This is a genomic window from Streptomyces sp. ISL-36 (assembly GCF_018614205.1).
GTDB lineage: Bacteria > Actinomycetota > Actinomycetes > Streptomycetales > Streptomycetaceae > Streptomyces.
The window spans coordinates 44730-64754 of the sequence record NZ_JAGGOS010000047.1 but is presented as its reverse complement, the minus strand read 5'-3'; the positions used below and the strand labels follow the sequence as shown (position 1 = coordinate 64754).

General features: G+C 67.6%; 14 protein-coding genes. 9 read left to right on the top strand and 5 right to left on the bottom strand.

Features of this window, described 5'->3' with window-relative positions:
- Window positions 1-184: 184 nt before the first annotated feature.
- Both J7E93_RS13040 and J7E93_RS13035 read left to right on the top strand, forming a co-directional pair.
- Window positions 185-820 carry a DUF433 domain-containing protein gene (locus J7E93_RS13040; protein ID WP_251066468.1) on the top strand — a complete coding sequence of 212 codons (636 nt, stop codon included), beginning with the start codon at window positions 185-187 and terminating at the stop codon, window positions 818-820.
- Window positions 820-1260 (top strand): DUF5615 family PIN-like protein, encoded by a 441-nt coding sequence (locus J7E93_RS13035; protein WP_215068709.1) that lies wholly within the window; start codon window positions 820-822, stop codon window positions 1258-1260. Before J7E93_RS13040 ends, J7E93_RS13035 begins: the two co-directional genes overlap by 1 nt.
- A 141-nt stretch (window positions 1261-1401) precedes the next feature.
- On the opposite strand, the gene J7E93_RS13030 is transcribed toward J7E93_RS13035, so the two are convergent.
- The 5 genes from J7E93_RS13030 to J7E93_RS13010 all read right to left on the bottom strand — a co-directional run bounded on the left by J7E93_RS13030 (window position 1402) and on the right by J7E93_RS13010 (window position 11072).
- The gene (locus J7E93_RS13030) at window positions 1402-2658 is read right to left on the bottom strand and encodes a hypothetical protein (RefSeq protein ID WP_215068707.1); all 1257 of its coding nucleotides are present in this window, start codon (window positions 2656-2658) and stop codon (window positions 1402-1404) included.
- Window positions 2659-2814: 156 nt separating this feature from the next.
- Window positions 2815-6087 carry a type I restriction endonuclease subunit R gene (locus J7E93_RS13025; protein ID WP_215068705.1) on the bottom strand — a complete coding sequence of 1091 codons (3273 nt, stop codon included), beginning with the start codon at window positions 6085-6087 and terminating at the stop codon, window positions 2815-2817.
- On the bottom strand, window positions 6084-7298 hold the full coding sequence (locus tag J7E93_RS13020; protein ID WP_215068703.1) for a restriction endonuclease subunit S: 1215 nt from the start codon (window positions 7296-7298) through the stop codon (window positions 6084-6086). Before J7E93_RS13020 ends, J7E93_RS13025 begins: the two co-directional genes overlap by 4 nt.
- Window positions 7291-8913 (bottom strand): class I SAM-dependent DNA methyltransferase, encoded by a 1623-nt coding sequence (locus J7E93_RS13015; RefSeq protein WP_215068701.1) that lies wholly within the window; start codon window positions 8911-8913, stop codon window positions 7291-7293. Before J7E93_RS13015 ends, J7E93_RS13020 begins: the two co-directional genes overlap by 8 nt.
- A 17-nt stretch (window positions 8914-8930) precedes the next feature.
- The gene (locus J7E93_RS13010) at window positions 8931-11072 is read right to left on the bottom strand and encodes a hypothetical protein (RefSeq protein WP_215068699.1); all 2142 of its coding nucleotides are present in this window, start codon (window positions 11070-11072) and stop codon (window positions 8931-8933) included.
- Between the two features lie 233 nt (window positions 11073-11305).
- Between J7E93_RS13010 and J7E93_RS13005 the strand changes: the two genes are divergently transcribed.
- The 7 genes from J7E93_RS13005 (at window position 11306) to J7E93_RS12980 (ending at window position 20018) form a co-directional block, all read left to right on the top strand.
- Window positions 11306-11938: a hypothetical protein gene (locus J7E93_RS13005; RefSeq protein WP_251066467.1), complete on the top strand. Its 633-nt coding sequence runs from the start codon at window positions 11306-11308 to the stop codon at window positions 11936-11938.
- 310 nt (window positions 11939-12248) lie between these two features.
- Window positions 12249-14708: an AAA family ATPase gene (locus J7E93_RS13000; protein ID WP_215068697.1), complete on the top strand. Its 2460-nt coding sequence runs from the start codon at window positions 12249-12251 to the stop codon at window positions 14706-14708.
- A complete protein-coding gene (locus tag J7E93_RS12995; protein WP_215068695.1) occupies window positions 14705-15079 on the top strand; it encodes a hypothetical protein in 375 nt (124 codons plus the stop codon). Before J7E93_RS13000 ends, J7E93_RS12995 begins: the two co-directional genes overlap by 4 nt.
- Window positions 15080-15186: 107 nt before the next feature.
- Window positions 15187-16278 carry a hypothetical protein gene (locus tag J7E93_RS38345; RefSeq protein WP_374105380.1) on the top strand — a complete coding sequence of 364 codons (1092 nt, stop codon included), beginning with the start codon at window positions 15187-15189 and terminating at the stop codon, window positions 16276-16278.
- Window positions 16176-18356 carry an ATP-binding domain-containing protein gene (locus tag J7E93_RS12990; RefSeq protein WP_374105379.1) on the top strand — a complete coding sequence of 727 codons (2181 nt, stop codon included), beginning with the start codon at window positions 16176-16178 and terminating at the stop codon, window positions 18354-18356. Before J7E93_RS38345 ends, J7E93_RS12990 begins: the two co-directional genes overlap by 103 nt.
- A 133-nt stretch (window positions 18357-18489) precedes the next feature.
- A complete protein-coding gene (locus J7E93_RS12985; protein ID WP_215068693.1) occupies window positions 18490-19164 on the top strand; it encodes an HAD family hydrolase in 675 nt (224 codons plus the stop codon).
- The gene (locus J7E93_RS12980) at window positions 19161-20018 is read left to right on the top strand and encodes an NAD(P)-dependent oxidoreductase (protein WP_215068692.1); all 858 of its coding nucleotides are present in this window, start codon (window positions 19161-19163) and stop codon (window positions 20016-20018) included. The genes J7E93_RS12985 and J7E93_RS12980 overlap by 4 nt, the downstream gene beginning before the upstream one ends.
- Window positions 20019-20025: the final 7 nt, after the last annotated feature.

The window sequence follows — 20025 nt, the reverse complement described above, 5'->3', positions numbered from 1 at the left end:
CGTGCTCGTCCGGTCCGGCCCGTGCCAACCTGTCCGCTCACGCACGGCTCACGCACGCTGGACGTTTCACCGCTTCGCCGCAGAAGATCTGGAGCATCTGGGCTCTCGTCGTTCTGTAGCGTTCCCGCTCGGAGAACTGGGATGATGGCACCCCACAGCACGCGACCAGGATGGGAGGCAGCGGATGGCGTACTCGACCCGCATGGCTGCCGCCCTCTCGGGAGCGACGGTCGGACAACTGCGCACGTGGAGGCAGGACCGTGGCAACGGGCCGATCCTTCAGCCCGAGCTGGCAGCCAGGCCGGCCCTGTACTCCTTCCGCGACGTACTCGCGCTGCGCGCGTTCGCCCACCTTCGCCAGGACGTGTCACTCCAGAAGATCCGCGTAGCCCTGGCCACCCTGAAAAAAATCGGGGAGGTCGAGCACCTGTCCAGTTACTCCCTGGTGGCCGAGGGCGACTCGATCGTCCTCGCAGGCCACGATGACCACGGCACCGATCTGGTCAAACGCCCTGGCCAACGGGTGATCGCCACCATGGCCGACATCCTCCAGGAGTTCGCTCCCAGAGCCGGCGTCGTCGTCCCCCACCTGCTCCAGCCGAAGCAGCACGTCACTGTCGACCCCGAGACCCAGGGCGGACAGCCCGTGATCACGGGCACGAGGATCCCCTTCGACACCGTCGCGGAGCTGATCGAGGACGGCATCCCGCCGGAGGGGATCGCCGACTACTACCCCGGCGTCACCGCTGACGCAGCACGTGACGCTGCTTCCTTCGCGCTCTACGTGGACAGCTACAGCACGGGAGCGCGCGCTGCCTGATGCGGATCCTCATCGACGAGAACGTCCCCGTCCAGGTGCTGGAGATGCTCAGACGGATCCTGCCCGGTCATGAGGTCAAGCACGTCAGCGAGATCAAGTGGGCGGGCAAGAAGGATCTCACGCTTCTCCCCGATGCTGCGAGAAAAGGTTTCGACATATTCCTGACCAGGGACGCCCGACAGCTGGAGGATCCGTCGGAGACAGAGGCCATCAAGAAGTCGGGCATGCACCACATCCGCTTCAGCCAGGCGCACAAGGGCATGGCCGGTCTGGGCCTGGCTATGGGCGCGGTGGTAGCAGCCATGCCCCTGATCGTCGGCGAGCTCAACGAAGCAGACACACAGCAGCTGATTCACATCAAGGGCTTGAACCCGGTGAGCAAGCACCGCTTCGAGCGTGTGGACCCGTCCGTCTCACCGCCAGCCTACTGGCCACGCTAGACGAGTGACGTCTCCCGCCACATGCCCGACGCGGCGGGAAGCCATGCCGACCACCCGGCTCAGGGCCGGACGGGTGATCCTTCTGGTGCAGAGCCGGCAGGAGGGTGCGTTAGTCGTCCGGCATACCAGGATGGTCGGCGCTCACTCAGTCTTCTTCTCGCCTTGCTCGTCGTTCCCGCGCAGACGACGCGCTCGCTCGGCGATACCGCTGGAGAGCTTGTTCTTCACCGAGTTGGCCCGGTCGAGGGTCTCGTTGCCCAGGCTTCGGGCAGCACCAACACCATTTACTCCTTTTTCCAACGCTCTGTCCCTCACCTCCAGGGCAGCTTCCGTCCATCGCCTCGCCTCAGATGAGTCGCCACCGGACTCGATTCCGAGCCGCACGTGAAAGTCATGGACGCCGGTCGCGACCTGGTTGCTCGACTGGACTACAGCCGGGGATGTGGTCGGGTGCAGCAACACCTTCGCGTTGGCCACGCCAGCAGCGGCGTTCATCCTGGCCAGCAGAGTTTCGGTGCTCCGCGAGATGTGCTCCAGCCGGCCCTGCCGGGCGGCCTTCAGGCCGAGGCGATGCCCGTTGAGCTCATCGGGGGACGCGTCCAGCACCCTGTCGAGTTCGAGTACGGCGATCGCGTCCTGCAACTGGAAACAGCGAGCCAGAACGGCGAGCCATTCTCGAATGATGCCCTCAGCCTCCTTGACCATCGTGGCGAGATCGCCGATCTTGGTCTGACGCTCCATGTTCTCCGCGAGCGCGTCGAGTTGACGCAGCGCGTACGCCTGCGTCTCCGCGATCGTCGCCGGCGCGGCGTGCACCTTCGACCAGGTGACCTCGTCGACCCTGCCCCGCTTCTCTCGGATGGTCATGGCCTCCTCGATCACGAAGCCCACTCCGATCATGCGGGCCAACACAGCGTCCTTCTGGGCACGCAGTACGTCGTCGACCTTCTTGTCGATCGCGGCGAGATAGTCAGTGATCTCGTCCATGGTCTGTTGCATCGCAACCTGCGCCATGAACTTCCCGGCGTTGGCAAGAGTCGCCGGGTTGGACAGGAGCGATCGGGGCGCGTGCGCGAACTCGAGGAATCCCTTGATCTGACCCTTCTGCCCCTTCAGCGCACCCGTGCTGAGCCCCGTCTTCGCGCTCTCCCTCAGGCCATACTTCTTGAGAAGCAGCGCCGATTTCGGGGTCAGCTTCACCCAGTGAGCGGAGTTGGCGGCGATCTCCGATCCTGCCTCGGCGACTGCAGCACCCGTGGCGAAGACGCACTTGTACCATCGCGGTCCGAGGCTCTTGGACGGCAGTCCCTCCGAAGCGAGGAAGTTTTCGACATCCTTCGCGCTCCCCATGACTGTCAGCCCATCCCCGTCGCTGATCAGCTGAATCTCGTTGTCCATGGTCCGCTCCTGAAGTGGCTTCTCGCCGTCGAAGGTGGTCGGAGTTCGCAGAGTGATCGCCGGGCCGCGGTCGAGGTCTTCCAAAGGCGGGAGACCTCGGCCCCGACCCGGTCGGGATGTGGGTGCACTGCTCTTGCACCAACGCGGCCGCGCGGCTCAGCTGTCCGGCATACCGGTGGTGGCCCACTCGTCGGCGAAGTGCTCCATCTGCTTCAGGACCAGGTTCACCGCCTCCGCACGACGGTCCGGCGGGTAGCCGTGGCGAGCCAGCAGGCGCTTGATGGCGCTACGGAGACCAGCGCGGACCGGCTCGCGGGCGATCCAGTCGGGCTTGAGTTTCTTCTGGACCTCCGCGACGAGGTCGCGGGCTATGCTCGCCAGGATCTCATCGCCCATGAGTTCCTGCGCCGAGTCGTGCTCGGCCACTGCGTCGTAGAAGGCGAGCTCGCGCCAGTTCAGCGGCGGATCGAACTTCTCGCCGCGCCGAGCGTCTTCGACCACCTCCTTGGCCATCTCGACCAGCTTGGCGATGAGTTCGGCACTCGTGTACTGCTGCCGCGTGTACCGGATCATCAGGTCCTGCAGACGGTCGGAGAAGGCCGTGCGGCGGACGATGTTGTGACGCGTGACCTCGCGCATCTTCTGCTCGATGAGCCGCCGCAGTGCCTCCGCCGCGAGGTGAGGGGTGTCGCTGCCCTGGAGCTTGGCGACGAGTGCGTCGTTGAGGTGTGTCAGGTCGGCCATCTCCAGGCCGGCCTCGGCGAACAGGTCGGATATCCCGCCGGTCTCGACCACGGACGAGGTCAGCTGGTCGAGGTACAGCTCGACATCGCGAGCTACGGGTAGGCCGCGGGCCTCGCGGTCCGCCGCGTCGAGTTTGGCCATGTAGGCGCGGACCTCGACGAAGAACTGGATGTCCCGGCGCCATGTCGGGTGGTCCGGGAATCGCTCGCCGATGTTCGTGGCGCTGGCGGACAGCGCGTAGAAGCGCTCCAGGCGGTGGGAGTGATCGCGGAAGCGCCGGCCGACGGTCTGGCGGGGGTCGTCGAGTTTCTCCGGGTCGTTGCCGGGGGTACGCGGGTTTCGGAGGTACTCGGCGGCCCCGCCTGCGGCGTTGACGAACGCCTTCGCGGTCGGCTGTTCAAGACGCGCACGCCAGTTGAAGCCGCGCAGGATGTCGCTGAGGATGTCGTACTCGTTGCGCAGCTCGTCCAGTGCGCGGTCGAGGTCCTGGCCGAGGGTGCGGTCCTCCTGGTCGGCGTCCGTGTACTCGGCGATCGCTTTCTGCAGGTTCTCCGTCAGCGGCGCGTAGCCGACGAGCAGACCGTCCTCCTTGCCGCGGAAGCGGCGGTTGACCCGGGCGAGGGCCTGCATCAGGTTGGCGCCCTTGAGTGGACGGTCCAGGTACATGGTGTGGACCGGCGGGGCGTCGAAGCCGGTCAGTAGCATGTTGTTGACGATGAGCAGCTCCAGCTCGTCGTCGGGGTCCTTGGCCCGGTTGATGACCGCCTTGCGCTGGCCGTCGGGCAGCGCGTGGTCGAGCAGGTGGTCCTCGTCCTTGCGGGAGTTCGAGGAGAAGACGATCTTCATCGCGCCCTTGGACGGCTCGTCGCTGTGCCACTCCGGCCGCAGCTCGCGCAGGGCGTCGTAGACCCGGACACAGATCTCGCGGGTCGCGCAGACGACCATCGCCTTGCCGGCCGCCCCGCCCTTCTCGGAGACGCCGACGAACGGTCGCATCCGCTCGCGCCGCTCCTCCCAGTGCGCCACTAGGTCCTCGGCGAGATCCTTGACACGGGCCGGCAAGCCGTACATGGCATTCATCGTGGCGACGGCCGTCTCGACCCGGCGGCGTTCGGTGTCGTCGAGGCCGTCGGTGATGCGGTCGGCCTCCTCGTCGATCTTCGTCGGGTCGACATCTTTGCCAAGGACGAGCTTGATGACCCGGCCCTCGTGGAAGACCTTGACCGTCGCGCCGTCGTCTGCGGCCCTCTTGAGGTCGTAGATGTCGATGTAGCCACCGAAGACCTGGCGGGTGTTGCGGTCGGCCTCGGAGATCGGCGTTCCGGTGAAGGCGAGGAGCGTGGCGTGCGGGAGGGCGTCGCGGAGGTGACGGGCGTAGCCGTCGAGGTTGTCGTAGTGGCTGCGGTGGGCCTCGTCGACGACGACCACGATGTTGCGCCGGTCGGAGAGCAGCGGGTGGTCGGACCCTGCCTCCTTCTCCTCCTTGGTCTTGCCGAACTTCTGCAGGGTGGTGAAGAGGATGCCGCCGGTCCGCTTGGCCGCGAGCTCCTCCCGCAGCTTGGCCCGGGTCGCGACCTGAAGGGGCGTACCCGGGAGGATCTCGCTCTCCAGGAAGGTGGAGTACAGCTGGTCGTCGAGGTCGTTGCGGTCGGTGATGACGACGATGGTTGGGTTCAGCAGGGCCGGGTCGCTCATTACCATCGCCGTGGTGAGCACCATCTCCTCGGACTTGCCCGAGCCCTGCGTGTGCCAGACGACACCGGCTTTCCCGTCACCGGCTGCCGCCTCCCGCACCTTCTCCGCGGCCCGGGTCACCGCGAAGTACTGGTGCGGCTTCGCGATGCGCTTCATCTGCTTGGACGGGACGAAGTTGATGAAGGACCGGCACAGGGAGAGGAACCGGGGCTGGGTGAACAGCCCGTGCAGCGCCAGGTTCTGGCCCGAGTCGGCCACCCCATTGCCGTCCGCGGTGAACGGGTCGACACGGGCTCCGGTCTCGTCCGTGTTCCACGGCGCGAAGTGCTCGTACGGGGTGAAGGGCGTGCCGTACTTCGCCGTGATGCCGTCGGAGAGCAGCACCACCGCGTTGTAGCGGAAGGCGGTCGGGAACTCCTTTACGTACCGGGAGACCTGGGAGTGCGCGTCCTGGAGCGTGGCGTTCTCGTCGCCGGCGCGCTTCAACTCCAGTACGGCGAGCGGGAGTCCGTTGACGTACAGGACGATGTCGAACCGGCGCCGCTTCTCGCCGTCGACGACGGTGACCTGGTTCAGCGCGCGGTACGTGTTCCCGTCTGGGTCCACCAGGTCGACGAGGCGGATGGTCGGGTTGTGCTCGGCACCAAAGGCGTCGGTGTAGACGACGGAGCGGATGCCGGTTGTCAGGTAACCGTGGGCGGTGCGGTTCTCCTCGTACGTGTCCTGCGACTCCGGGGTCGCCGCGGCGGCGATGGCGTCGCGTACGGCGTCCGGGGGCAGCTCGGGGTTGAGCCGCTCGATCGCCTCGCGGAGGTCGGGGTAGAGGATCAGGTCGTCCCAAGACTTGCGGTGCCCGGAGCCGGGGGCGAACTCGTTCCCGGAGGCGGGCAGCCAGGCCAGCTCGGCGAGCTCATCGAGGGCGAGCAACTCCCAGTCGGCTTCCAGGGGGCGGTGGTTCTGGCTTCTGTCGCTTCCGTCGTGGTGCGTCATGCGTGGTCCTCGACAATCTTCTCGGCGTCCTTGACGCGCAGCCGGCCGGACATGAGCTGGGGGAGGAGAGTGTCGCGGAGGACGGCAAGGGTGCGGGACTCCTGAACCGAAGCCTGAACCCGAGCGGCCATCGAGCGGACCACTTGATCGAGCCGAGCTGCCTCTGCATTTCCAGGCCAGGGGACAACAAAAGACTCAAGATCCTTCCACTTGGCGCGGGGCATCCGAGTCCCATCGCCAACTGCTGAGGCATGCGCTACGACTTCATCGCTTGAGAGTGCAAGCAGCAGCCAGCCGAGGCGGTCCGATTCCGTAGGGCGGACCACGAGAATGTCTGTGGAACAGATCCCAGACGTTAGCGCCAGGCCCACCTTGTGAAAATATGGACGCAGCTTGCCGAAGAGTACGTCATTCGAACGGAATGCGAACTTTCCGCTTGCCAGCTCAGCATTTTCCTCCCATCCGGAAAGCCACACGTTCCGTCGCGGCATGTGCTCTAGGCCGATGTAGTGCTCGCCACCATTTAGGGAAGAGGCGGATACCCCATCACGGATAAGCCTGCCAAGTTCACCAATGGTGATTGATTCGGCAGAATTCCCATCTGCTTCTCGATAGATCGCCCGCATGAGTTCGTCAGCGGTGGTCGCGATGCGCTCATTAACCGCGATCTTGTCATCCAACGCCCCGAGTAGCGACGCTACGGCCTTCTGAACAGCAAGCAAAGGGAAGGGGACCTCAAGCTGCCGAAGCTGTGTGAGGTTGAATCCCGGTACCGAACTGCCAATCGACATCCCCTGCACCTGCTCCATCATATGAGGGGAGGACAAGGCGTAGTACAAAAAAAGCGAATCAACTCGACCCGAATCAGGCGTCAGCTTCATCTGCTTGTTGGAAACAATGTAGCGGTCGAATCGCGAATTTTCATCGATTAGCCCGACCTGCCCAATCGTTCCCCAGCATGTGAATACGAGGTCACCCCTCTGCGCTACGCTGCGAGGGAATTCATCGGCCTTCTGCTCATCCACGAACACGATGCCCTCATCGATGAGGCGCTCGCCTACTTTGAGACTGAGGTTGCTGCCGCGGATTACAGGAACGCCTTGGTCGCGAAAGAAACGTGAGCCGATTGAGGAGCCGAACGGGCCAGTTGCAAGGGCGTTCTTACTCGGCGCCGCCAGATCTTCGAGCTTTGTGCTGGGCCACTCAGACATCGATCCTCCCCAACTGCTCCTGAACCGTCTTCTCCAGCTCCGCCGACTTCTCGAAGAGTCCGTACAGCTCCTCCGTCAGGCTAGCGATCCTCTCCGCCACAGCCTCCGCCCCCTCTTCCTCCGCCTCGACAGCCCCCACATACCGCCCGGGCGTCAGCACATACCCGTGCCCCCGCACGGTCTCCAGGTCGGCCGAGAAGCAGAATCCGGCCTCGTCCGCGTACGTCAGCCCCGCCTCATGCGCCGACGCTGTACCCCGCCACGCGTGATACGTCCCGGCGATCTTCGCGAGGTCAGCCTCCGTCAGTACGCGCTCCGTCCGGTCCACCATCTCGCCCATGTTCCGGGCGTCGATGAACAGGATCTCTCCGCGTCGGTCGTCCAGGCGCTTCGCGCCCTGCGGGGTCTTGTCCTTGGCCAGGAACCACAGGCAAGCCGAGATCTGTGTCGTGCGGAACAGCTGGGAGGGCATGGCGACCATGCAGGCCACCAGGTCGGCCTCCACCAGCGCCTGGCGGATCTCGCCCTCGCCGCTCTGCTGGGAGCTCATGGAGCCGTTGGCCAGGACGATGCCAGCGGTGCCCCGCTCGCCCAACTTAGAGATCATGTGCTGGAGCCAGGCGTAGTTGGCGTTGCTCTTCGGCGGTACCCCGTACCTCCACCTCGGGTCGCTCTCGTCCCTCGCCCAGTCTTTGATGTTGAAGGGCGGGTTGGCCATGACGAAATCGGCCTTGAGGTCGGGGTGCTTGTCGTCCGCGAAGGTGTCACCCCAGCGGGGGGCGAGGTTACCGTCAATGCCGTGGATGGCGAGGTTCATCTTGCCCAGGCGCCAGGTGCGCTCGTTGAGCTCCTGGCCGAACACCGAGATGTCGGCCTTGTGGGCGCGCCCGGCGTGCGCCTCGATGAACTTGGCCGCCTGGACGAACATGCCGCCCGAGCCGCACGCCGGGTCGTAGACCCGTCCCTCGTACGGCTCCAGGATCTCCACGATCAGCCGGACAACGGACTGCGGGGTGTAGAATTCGCCGCCCCGCTTGCCCTCGGCCCGCGCGAAGTTGCCGAGGAAGTACTCGTACACCTCACCCAGCACATCCTGCGCGAGCTTGTCTCCGCTGCCGCCGAAGCGGGCGTCGCTGATGAGGTCGACGAGTTCGCCGAGGCGCTTCTGGTCCACGTTGTCGCGGTTGAAAATTTTCGGCAGGACGCCCGTGAGCGAGGCGTTCTCGCGCATGACGGCGTCCATCGCGTCGTCGAGGAGCTTGCCGACGCCCTGGCTCTTGGCGTGGGTGGCGATCCACGTCCATCGGGCGGTCTCCGGTACCCAGAAGACGTGGGCACCGGTGTACTCGTCCCGGTCCTCCAAGAAGTCGTCCATCCGGTCCTCGGTGATGCCGTCATCGGCGAGTTCCGCGGCGAGCTCGGAACGGCGCTCGTCGAAGGCGTCGGAGACGTACTTCAGGAAGATCAAACCAAGGACGAACTCCTTGTACTGCGCGGCGTCGATAGAGCCGCGCAGCTTGTCAGCGGCCTTCCACAGGATCGCCTGGATCTCCTTGGCGGTGGAGGCGCTGAACAACTCCGCCTGTTCGGTGGGTTTCTTCGCAGCGGTAGCCATGGGGCAGACCGTCTCCTTCAGTCGTCGGTTCCGGGGAGGTTCTGGAGGGTGAGCGTGCCGTCGGCGATGCCGGCGGCGGTGAGGCGGACCAGGTCGTCGAGAGCGGCGGACTGCTCCCGCAGGAGGTGCGCGCGGATCTCGATCTCCGCGAGCACGGAGTCGAAGCGCTCGGCCTCGCGCCTGCTCAGGTCGGGGATGAGGAGGTCTTCGATACCTCGGGAGGCCCGCACCGCGCCACTGGTACGCGCGTACTCAGCGGCGGCCGCCCGCAGCAGTGCTGCGAGTACCCGTGGCAGCACCGGAGGGTCGGCGTCGGGGGGGACACGGAGGATACGGGCCGGGGCAGCCACCAGGGACAGGCCCGCTTCGTCGACGTAGGTGCCGAAGCGGGGGCTCGTGGTGACGACGATGTCGCCCGGCTCGGTGAACAGGGCGTGTTCGTAGCCGGTGAGGAGGACTCCGCGGTCGATGCGGCGTCCGCCCGGGCGTGCGATGCCGAGGACCTCGTCGGGGGTGAGCACGGTGTAGTGGCCGTCTGCCGTGAGGTGTTCGTCGGCGAAACGGTGCCCGGGGCGTCGGCGCAGGCGCCGATCGTCGAGGAGCCGGCGGACGGTGGTACGCCGCACCGGCTGGTCATCGGGGCGCAGCACGGCCTGAGTGCTCAGTGCCGTGCGCAGGTCGGCGCGCTGCCGGGCCTGCTCGTGCAACTCCGTCACGCGCTGCTCCAGGGCGCTGATGCGGACCGGACGCTCGATGATCCCCCGGGAGTAGCGGGCCATGGGCGGGCGGTGCTGGGTGGTGAAGGCGGCGCCCGGCCGGTCGTCGAGGTCCTTCGCGGGGACGATCACCGCGTGGCGGGGTTCGTGGCGGCGGTCGCCACGCCAGGGGGCGGCGCGCCAGATGGCGATGTCCTCGGCGAGCACGTCAAGGACCGTGTCGGTGAGCGGCTGCGCAGAGTAATCGGCGAGGAGGACCAGGCCCGTGCGGTGTTCCGCCGAGGTGCGGGCCAGCACCCAGAGGGCGGTGCGGTAGCCGGGACGGTAGGGGAACGCGCCGTCGGGCAGGCTCACCGCGGCCTTGAGTAAACCGTCCCGGAGGAAGGACCGGCGCAGACGGTCGGCCTCGCTGTGCCGGGGGAACGGGCGTACGAGCACGTCGGCGGGGCCGAGAACGACGGCTGTCGAGCCTTCGTCGAGGTAGTCGGTGAGTGCCTGTACCTGTTCCAGGACGACCTGTGGGCTGCGGTTCTCCCCCGACTCGTAGGGGAGGACGGAGACCAGCAGATGGGGATATCCCCAGTCGTCGACGGGCAGGTCCTCCCCTTCGGTGACGCCGAGGTCGAACTCGTTCACGCCTCGGACGAGCATCCGGCGGCGGACCAGGCGGGCCCGCACCGGGTCGGGGTCGGCCGCGAGGTAGGTGTGGCCGGAGTCCTCGGCGGCCCGGGCGTGCAGGGCGGCGAGCAGGTCGCCGGAGCGCGCGTGCGGGGTGGCGACGACGGAGCCTTCGTCAAGGGTGTCGACGCCGGACAGGGCAGCGAGGGCGCGTACCACGGCCGGGGTGGGCTCGTCGGCGGCCAGGTCGTGGGAGCCGAGGCGGCGGCGGGCCTCCAGGACCCAGTCGAAAGCCTCGGCGGGGGTGTAGGCGGCCTCGGTCAGCTCGTCGGCCAACGCGGCCAGCTCGGGACCGAGGCGGTCCGACTCCGGGACGGCCTTCAACTCGGCCGACATGTACGTGTCCTCGGGATCGAGCTCGTCGGCCTGGGTGAGGACCGCGTCCCAGCTCTGGCCCGAGAGAGGAACGTCAAGTTGTTGGCGCAGGCAGATCAGCGCGGTCAGCGCCCCCACCAGAACGGAGGCGCAAAGGGCAGGCGTCCGCCAGGCGGCGAGGGTGTACAGGGCCAGTTCGGCCTGCAGGCGGCGGGGTTCGGCGTTGCCGCGACCCGTCGTCGTCAGCCAGTCGACGACCGCGCGCGCGTCGAACAGGGGCCGCCCTTCTTCGTGGGCGACGGGAGCGGGAAAGTCCGGGTGCCTGCGGCTCCAGGTGGTGGGGACGGGCCGACGCACCTGGGCGAGGGTGGCGATTTCCGCATATGTGATCCGCCAGGTCCGCGGCTCGGGCACGATGGGCGACACGGCCCCTTCGCGTGTGCTGGTCACTCGCTCCACTCCCCCTTCCGTCCCGGTCCTGTTCGGGCATCCTCACCGGCCGATCAGCGGCCACCGAGGCAGGCAGAACCCTACAGCGAAGGGGAAAGGAGTAAGAGGGGAAAGTTGATAACCCCGGTTATCAGCATCTCCAACAAATTTCTGAGCCTTCCGGTCCCACTCTGGTGCTCGTTCGGCGCACCGACACCCGGTGCTCGCCGCAGTCGCGATCCGGAGGTCTCCCCATGACTGACATGTCCTCGATGCCGCCCGCCCACCAGCCGTCGGAAGGCATGGGCGCCGGCCCCGGCTGGGCAACGGTGCCTCCGCAAGCGACGCCGCACACGTTCACCCAGCCGCCCGTGCCGGGCCTGCCGCCCGCCGGGCGCACGCCTTCGCGCCGCAAGGTCTGGCTCACCCACGGCGCGACGGCGCTCGTCGCGCTGATCCTCGGTGCCTCGATAGGTGGCGGCGGAGAGTCCGGCGCTACGGCGGGCTCCTCGGGTCCCGCCCCGGCCGTCACGGTCACCAAGGCCGCCGCGGGCGAACCGAAGCCAGCCGTGACTGTCACCGAGACGGTCAAGGCGACGGTCACCGCCAAACCGAAGCCGGTGAAGGAGTCCGGCCCCCCGAGCGGCTTCTCGGGCGAAGGCCAGTACCTCGTGGGCGAGGACATCCAGGCCGGCACTTACCGGACCTCTGGCCCGGAGAAGGACAGCATCATCCCCAACTGCTACTGGGCGCGCCTGAAGAACGCCTCCGGCGAGTTCGACGCGATCATCGCCAACGACAACATCCAGGGCCAGGGCCGCGTCACCGTCAACAAGGGCGAGTACTTCAAGACCAGCGGCTGCCAGGACTGGCAGAAGGTCGGCTGACGTCGAGGAGTCTCCCTCCCCGGCCGCCTGAGAGGTGTCCCGAGACGGCGCTCTCACGCGGAGGCCGCCCTTCGAGCAGACGGCCTCGAGTACACCCTCGGCGGCTGACCGCTGACGGGGAACCGCCCACCGGCGTACGTGCGACGCGCGCACGCCATCGGCGACCGACCGCCGCCCCTGTCGACTTCGTCATCTCCGACATCTCTGGGTGTCGAGCTCATCGGAACCGACGCACGCGGATAACCCGACGCCCCCGCAGCACAGCTGTTGCGCCACCTCCCAGTCAAGTACCGGATCAAGGAGCTTCCCAATGACCAGTTCGGAACAGAACGAGCCTGCCGCGTCCCCTTCCGCGCCCCTCGCCCAACAGGCCCCTGCCACCGAGTCCGTGCCGCTCGCAGACCTGGTGGAGACACGTCTGGCTGCCGCGCCCCTCGGCGAGCCCGTGAAGGCACTCCTGACCGAGGCACTCGGCAGCGCGCAGACCCCGGGGAACTCGCCCATGGGCCGGATCTTTCTCGACTCCGTCTCTGTGGAAGGTTTCCGCGGCATCGGCCCCCGGGCCTGGCTGAACCTCAGCCCCCGCCCGGGTGTCACGCTCGTCGTGGGCCGCAACGGCTCGGGGAAGTCCAGCATCGCCGAAGCCATCGAGACGGCGTTCACCGGCACGAACATGCGTTGGCTCGGGCAGGACGCGACGCGCACCAGCAACTGGCGCAACCTTCACGACGGGGCCAAGACGGAGATCGAGGTCAAGCTCGCCGTAGAGGGCGACTCCGGCCGGAGCACGCTCACTCGCGCCTGGACCGGCCACGACATCACGGACTGCGTGGGCACGTTCCGGCGTCCGGGACACGGCGCAGTCCCCCTCGACCAGGCGGCGTGGAAGCAGGCCCTGACGGACTACCGTCCCTTTCTGTCGTACGTCGACCTCGGCCGGATGATCAGCGGCAAGCCCTCCCAGATGTATGACTCCATCGCCACGATCCTCGGACTCGGGCACCTGAGCGCCGCGTACAACCACCTTGGGCTGCAGGAGAAGGCGCTGGGCGACGCGGTCAAGGCGGCGAAGAACGAGCTGCCGGAAATCACGGCCGCGCTGTACGCACTCGAGGACGACGAGCGTGCGGTCCAGGCGCTCGTCGCCATTGAGACGAAGGGCCGGCCTGACTTCGAGGCGCTGGACGGACTCGTGGCGGGCCTGCCCTCCGACGATGACGGTCTCCTCACCGAACTGCGTGCCGCGGTCGACATGCGGGGCCCTGACCTGGAGCAGGTCGGAGCAGCGGTGGACCGGCTGCGCGAGGCACTCGCCGGAGTCGAGGACGTGCGCCTGAGCGGGGCCGAGGACGCGTTGCAGCGCGCCGGCCTGCTGGAGAAGGCCCTGGCCCACAGCAACCGTCATCCCGACGAAGGGTCCTGCCCGGTCTGTGGCACGGAACGGGTCCTCGACGCCGCGTGGGCCGCCGACGCCGGTGCCCAGATCGCCCTGCTCCGGAAGGAGGCGAAGACCGCCGAGGACGCGCGCAGCGAACTGCGGTCGGCGGCACGGGCGGCTCAGAACCTCATCGAGACGCCTCAGCGGATCCCGGCCGCCCTGACCGATCCCTGGAACGAATGGCTTGCCTGCCGTGCGATCAGCGATCCGGCTCAGCTCGTGCAGCGCTTCCACGACACCGCCTTGACCCTGGCCGCCGCCTGCGCCGCCGTGAAGGACAACGCCGTCCGGGAGCTGGAGAAGCGGGACGAACGGTGGCGTCAGCTCGTCACGCGCCTGGCGAGCTGGACGGAAATGGCCCGCACCGCGGCAGACGCCGAGCCCCGACTCGGCCTTGTAAGGAAGGCCCGCACCTGGGTCAAGACGCTCACCGCGGAGCTGCGGGAGAGGCGTATGGAGGGCTTCACCGGCCACTCCCAGCGCATCTGGGAGAAGCTTCGCCAGGAGAGCGACATTGACCTCCAGTCGGTGAGCCTCCAGGGCAGCGAAAGGGCCAACGTCCGCAAGCTTGTCATGGACGTCACCGTCGACGGGGAGGAGGCTTCGGCGCTGAGCGTCATGAGCCAGGGAGAGCAGCACTCTCTCGCGCTGTCCTTGTTCCTGCCCCGTGCGGCCACCGCCGACAGCCCGTTCGGCTTCATCGTCATTGATGACCCCGTGCAGTCCATGGACCCGGCCAAGGTCAACGGGCTCGCCCAGGTCCTGCACGAGCTCGGCGAGCACCGGCAGGTGGTCGTGTTCACCCACGACACCCGGCTTCAGCGCGCTTTCACGACCCAGGAGCTGCCGGTCACGGTGTTCGAGGTCGAGCGGGGCAAGGCGTCCAAGGTGAACGTCAAGGCGGTGACCGATCCGGTCCGCCAGGCGATCGCGGATGCCAGGGCTCTCGCCAGTACCGAGAGTCTTCCGGAGGCGGCCCGCACCCACGTGCTCCCCGCACTGTGCAGGATCGCGCTGGAGAACGCCTTCGTCGAGGCGGCCTGGGTGCAGCACCTCCGCTCCGGGGGCTCCGAGCACGATCTGCAGTCCGCCATGGCCGACGCGGACAAGCTCATGAAGATGGCCGCGCTGGCCTTCTTCGGCGACATCGGCCGCACCGGCGATGTCTACCGGGAGCTCCGCACCCGTTGCGGCCCGCGTGCGGTGGACCTCCTCAAGCAGTGTCAGAGCGGTGCCCACGCCACGGGAACCCGCATCGTCGACGCGCACCGCTTCGTGACCGAGATCAGCGAGCTCGCGCAGAAGGTGCGCAAGACGGAGGTGGCAAAGTGACCGGCGCCGCAAGTACTTCGATCGACGAGCTGCTGCTGACAGCCGACCAGTTGCTCTCCGACCCCAGCGTCGAAGCCTCGGCGGCCGGTCGGCACCGTGGAGCCTCCCTAGCGCTGCGGACCGCCCTGGAGATCGCGGTCGACCGCACGCTCGACGCCGCGATGCCGGGACTGGCCGGCATCACCACGCGGGCGAAGATGCTCTGCCTGCGCTGCTACACCGCCGCGACCATCGCCCGCAGGGCCAACGCCGTCTGGTCGCACCTCTGCCTCGGGTGCCACTACCACCAGTACGAGATCGGTCCTACCCGAGACCAGGTCCACTCATGGCGTGCGGAAGTCAGCGAACTAGTACGGGAATTGCCTCGTTGACCGAATATTCACAGCTGGCCCATGCGTCTGATAAGTCTTTTGCCGGGGGCCGGGCATATGCCCGGCGCGCGGCGTCTCTTGGAGCGCCGCAGGGGGAGGGGACGTACATGAGCACCACCACGCGCGACGAGATCATCGCCGAAGAGCAGAAGGCGGTGGACCGCGCCTACGACTGCTATGAGAAGCGACTGGCCGAACTGAGCGGCGGCTCGATCGCCGCGGCCTCCGCCAGCGGCAAGGACAGCGTCGCCAACCGGAAGGACGCCGAGCAGAAGGCCGCAGAATACGCCGGCCTCGGGGACGCGTCGCTGGTCGTCAGCCGCGTCAAGGTCCAGCCGGGCGAAGAGTCGGACACCTTCTACATCGGCCGCCGTGCCGTTTCCGACGTCGAGACCCGCGAGACCGTCGTAGTGCTGTGGACCGCCCCGGTGGCGGAGAAGTGGGCGAAGGCCCTGCCCGAGGCGCCAGGTGAAGTGCTCCTGCGGAGACAGTTGCGCTGCGCGAAGAACGTCGTCGAAGCGTACGTCGATGAAATCTCCGTCGTTTCTCCCACCACGCCGTCTGTCATCGATGGCACCGAGCCCCAAGCGGGGGTCCAGGACGATTCCAAGGTCGCGGCGTCCGAGACGCCAGCGGTCCCGTCGGCTCCTACCCCGTCCGATGTCGCCCAGCTCCATCGGCAGAGACAACAGCCGCCCGATGACTTCCTCCTGCGAGAGCTCCAGCGCTCCCGCAGTGGCAGCATGCGGGACATCGTCGAGACCATCCGCCGCGATCAGATGGATCTCGTCACCGGTTCTCCCGCCGACATCCTTGTCGTGCAGGGCGGCCCGGGCACCGGAAAGTCCGCGGTCGGCCTGCACCGCGTGACGTGGCTCGTCAACAACGACCACTTCAAGGCGCAGGATGTCCTGGTCATCGGCCCGCACGAGCGCTTCCTCGATTACGTCGGCCAGGTCCTCCCGACCCTCGGCACCCGGAACATCAACGCGGTTCAGATGAACCGCCTCTGGGACGGCGATGTGTCCTTCTCCAGGAGGCACGCGAGGGCGACGGCTCCTACCGAGAGCGCCGCAACCGCTTCCGCAGTCTGCTCGTGGACCGCCTGCTGCAGGAACTCGTTGCTCTGGCCCCACGCCGCAGCCAAGGAGACACGATCCGCCGGGACCTGGAACGCAACCGCCAGGTCGAGCGGCTGATCGAACGCGTCTGGCAGTCGCCCGGTGACAGGGAAGCCCTCCGAAGCCTCTACGACTCCCCCGAACTCCTGCGCACCTGCGCCGACGGCGTCCTCGACCCGGAGGAGCAGGCAGCCCTTCACCGTCCGAGGGCAGCCACGGCGGACGCCGACCTCTGGACCCTCGACGACCGCGTCTGCCTGGAAGAGCTGCGCTACCTCATCACTGGAGAGACTCCACAACGCTACGGGCACATCGTCATCGACGAGGCCCAGGACCTGACCCCCATGCAGGCACGCTCACTGCGCCGACGCATCGCGGTCAACGGCTCCATGACCGTACTCGGCGATCTCGCCCAAGCCACGGGTCCGCATGCCTACGCCGACTGGGACCGCCTCGGCACCCTGCTGTCCGACCACGGCGACTGGCACGTCGCCGAACTGAACACCAGTTACCGCGTACCGGCGGAAATCATGGAGTTCGTCGCACCCCTGGCTCGCACAATCGCCCCCTCGCTCCCCTACCCGCAAGCGGTACGCGAAGCAGGCGCCGACAGTGTCCGGACGATGGCAGTCGAACCGTGGACACTGCTCGATGACACCGTCGCCCAGACGACTCAGCTCATTGGCACCAGCGACGGACACACCCTGCGCTCCGTGGCCGTCATCGTCCCCGACGACTCCAGCTGGCTCGACGAGATCAACCGTCATCTGGATCAGACCGCCGGCCTCACCGAAGAGCGCCGCGCGGCCGTGTCGGTTCTCGCCGCCGCCCAGGCGAAGGGCATGGAGTACGACCACGTCCTCGTCGTCGAACCCGCCACCATCGCCGACCGCGGGCCAGCCGGACTGCGCCAGCTCTACGTCGCTCTCACCCGCAGCACCCAGAGCCTGACCGTCCTGCACACCTCCCCGCTCCCGGATGCCCTCATGGACACCACCGATACTCCCGGGCCTGGAACCACCCCCACCGAGCCGTCGATGGCGGCCGCTGACGTCCCCGAGATCGGCACCGACATTCGTGTCCGCGTCCTCGACCGGGGTACAGGCGGCCGCTACAAGGTCAAAGCGCTCTCCCCGCCGGTCAAGGTCCCGCTAATCCTGACCGTCCGCCACGGATCGACTCCGCCCCGCCCCGGCGAGAAGCTGGACTGCTGGGTCTTCGCGCAGGAGAGGAACCACTGCCTGCTCACGACGGACCAGCGTGGACGCCAGCCCATCTCGGCGAAGATGGCCGAGCGCTACCTGGCGGCGCTCGGCGTGTTCGACGAACTGACCGCCGACGGCGTCGCCCTACCGGAGAACGCCCGTGAACGGCTCTCCGAGCTCAAGGGCATGGCCAACCGCGTACTCCGCCGCGACCAGGCGGATTGGGTGGACGTAAGACGAGTGCTCGGCTCACCCGACAGACAGAGTCTGAACCTCTTGCGTGACCTCGCCGCCGAAACCAATCGCGCCCTCAAGGACGACAGCCTGGACGTGAGTCGTCTCCGCGAGAACCTGGCGCGAACGGACTGGTCCCCCTCTCTGGTCCAGGCCCGGGAGACGCTTCAGCACCGCATGACCACCTTGACCGAGCCGACAGCCGAGACCGCACCCACACCCTCCGCACCGCAGCCCGAGCAGGAAGCAGCCGAGCCCATGGCATCCGCCGAGGACACCGCCGTAACGACACCTTCCGCGACGAATCTTCTGCACACGCTGGAGACCACCGCGGCCGCCGACCGCACGTGCAAGAAGCACGAAGCGGTGCGCCACGCCCTGATGTCGGCCTTGTTCGAGGCCGACGAACAGGCGACGTCATCCCAAGTCGTAGATGTCAGCCGCACGGCCGAAGATGGCGACTTCCTATACGAGATCCTCGGCGCCGGTCACTCCGCCTACACCGACCTCCGCTCGGGTGCCGCCCGCCTCCTGGAGATCAACCACACCCTGGCCGCCCCCGCCGACCGTCTCTACCTGGTCCTCACCGAGCCTCCGGCCGAGGACTGGTCCGCCGAAACTCTGCTCGCCGTCTACGGTGTCCACCTCCTCTGGCGCACCCACAACGGCTGGGCCGGCCGGAACAAGGATGCCGCCCTGGGCTCGGCGCAGCCGTAGGCGCATCGGTCTAGATTGATCACTTTGGCAGCATGAAGGAACGATGCGCGGCGCAGAGCGCAGCGGGAAGGGCACTCGACCCGCCCCGCAGCCCCGAGCACACAGCTGACCGCCGCGCATTAAGGTGCGGGATGTGCAGCCGCCTCTCGTTCTCTTCGACCTCGACAACACCCTCGTGGACCGGCGGGGAACGCTCGCCGGCTGGGCCGCAGAGTTCACCGCCCAGCACGGCCTGGAGGACGAAGATCAGGCGAACGTCCTAGACATGGTGGCCGAGCGGGCCTATCCATCCACTTTTGAGGCGATCCGCACTCGGTACCGACTGCCCGTGTCGACTGCGGAGTTGTGGCACACGTACTGCACGGACATCGCGGCCTTGGTGTCGTGCCACGCCGGGATCCTCAACGGCTTGGAGGAGTTGCGTGCGGCCGGCTGGCGGGTGGGGGTGGCGACCAACGGTGCGGCGGATATCCAGCGCGCCAAGCTGCGGGCCACCGGTATCTCCGAGCGCGTGGACGGCGTCTTCATCTCCGAGGAGGCTGACGCGCGCAAGCCGCAGACCCGGCACTTCGCCCTGGCGGCGTCCCGCTGCGGCACCGTGCTGGGCGACGGTGGCTGGATGGTCGGGGACAACCCGGTCAACGACATCGGCGGCGGACGCTCCGCAGGACTGCGCACCGTCTGGATCGGCAACGGCCGCTCCTGGCCGCCGGACGATCCCGAGCCGGACCACGTGGTGCCGCATGCACGCGCCGCCATCGACCTGCTGCTTTTGCACTCCGCCGACCGCACAAGGACCACGGCATGACGAGCACCGTTGGGCTGTTGCACCCCGGCAGCATGGGATCCGCCTTCGGCGCCCAGCTGCGCGCCCGTGGCCACACAGTGCTGTGGTGCCCCGACGGACGTAGCGACGCGACTCGTCGCCGGGCGGAGCGCTCGGGCCTCGAAGGCGCGGCGCTGCCCGAGCTTGTCTCCCGCTCCGATGTGCTGCTCTCCCTGTGCCCTCCCGCCGCAGCGGAGGAGACCGCCGGCCAGGTAGCCGAGCTCGGCATGTCCGAAGCGGGCACGATCTATGTCGACGCGAACGCCGTCTCACCGTCGCGCGTGGTGAGTATCGCCGACCGCCTGGCCCCGATGCCGGTCATGGATGCCGCGGTGGTCGGATCGCCTCCGGTGGGCGGCAAGTCCCCGACGCTCTACCTTTCCGGCGCCGTCGAGCAGGCCGACCGGATCGCCGAACTTTTCGCCGGCACCGATGTGCGGACCCACGTCCTGGGCGACAGCATCGGCAAAGCCTCCGCACTCAAGCTCGCGTACTCCAGCTACCAGAAGGTCTCCCGAGTGCTGGCTGCCGTGGCCTACGGGGCGGCGGACACGTACGGGGTCGCGGACGAACTGCTGGTGATCGCGGCCAAGCGCACCCGCAGCTACCTCGTGGAGACCGACTACATCCCCAAAACCGCTGCCCGCGCCTGGCGTTGGGGCCCAGAGCTTGAGGACGCGGCGGCCCTTCTCGCCGACGCCGGGTTGCCGGACTCCCTTATGCACGCGGCTGCCGCGACGCTTGCCCGGTGGGACGGGAACAGAGACGAGCGGCTGGATATCGCTGAGGCCCTGGAAGCTCTGCGCCTTGAGCGGGACCTGGACAACCCGAGTTGAGCAGGGC

Bases quoted from the DNA above. Each gene is read 5' to 3' on its own strand.
- J7E93_RS13040 (WP_251066468.1), top strand. From the start codon at position 185: ATGGCGTACTCGACCCGCATGGCTGCCGCCCTCTCGGGAGCGACGGTC.
- J7E93_RS13035 (WP_215068709.1), top strand. From the start codon at position 820: ATGCGGATCCTCATCGACGAGAACGTCCCCGTCCAGGTGCTGGAGATG.
- J7E93_RS13030 (WP_215068707.1), bottom strand. From the start codon at position 2,658: ATGGACAACGAGATTCAGCTGATCAGCGACGGGGATGGGCTGACAGTC.
- J7E93_RS13025 (WP_215068705.1), bottom strand. From the start codon at position 6,087: ATGACGCACCACGACGGAAGCGACAGAAGCCAGAACCACCGCCCCCTG.
- J7E93_RS13020 (WP_215068703.1), bottom strand. From the start codon at position 7,298: ATGTCTGAGTGGCCCAGCACAAAGCTCGAAGATCTGGCGGCGCCGAGT.
- J7E93_RS13015 (WP_215068701.1), bottom strand. From the start codon at position 8,913: ATGGCTACCGCTGCGAAGAAACCCACCGAACAGGCGGAGTTGTTCAGC.
- J7E93_RS13005 (WP_251066467.1), top strand. From the start codon at position 11,306: ATGACTGACATGTCCTCGATGCCGCCCGCCCACCAGCCGTCGGAAGGC.
- J7E93_RS13000 (WP_215068697.1), top strand. From the start codon at position 12,249: ATGACCAGTTCGGAACAGAACGAGCCTGCCGCGTCCCCTTCCGCGCCC.
- J7E93_RS38345 (WP_374105380.1), top strand. From the start codon at position 15,187: ATGAGCACCACCACGCGCGACGAGATCATCGCCGAAGAGCAGAAGGCG.
- J7E93_RS12980 (WP_215068692.1), top strand. From the start codon at position 19,161: ATGACGAGCACCGTTGGGCTGTTGCACCCCGGCAGCATGGGATCCGCC.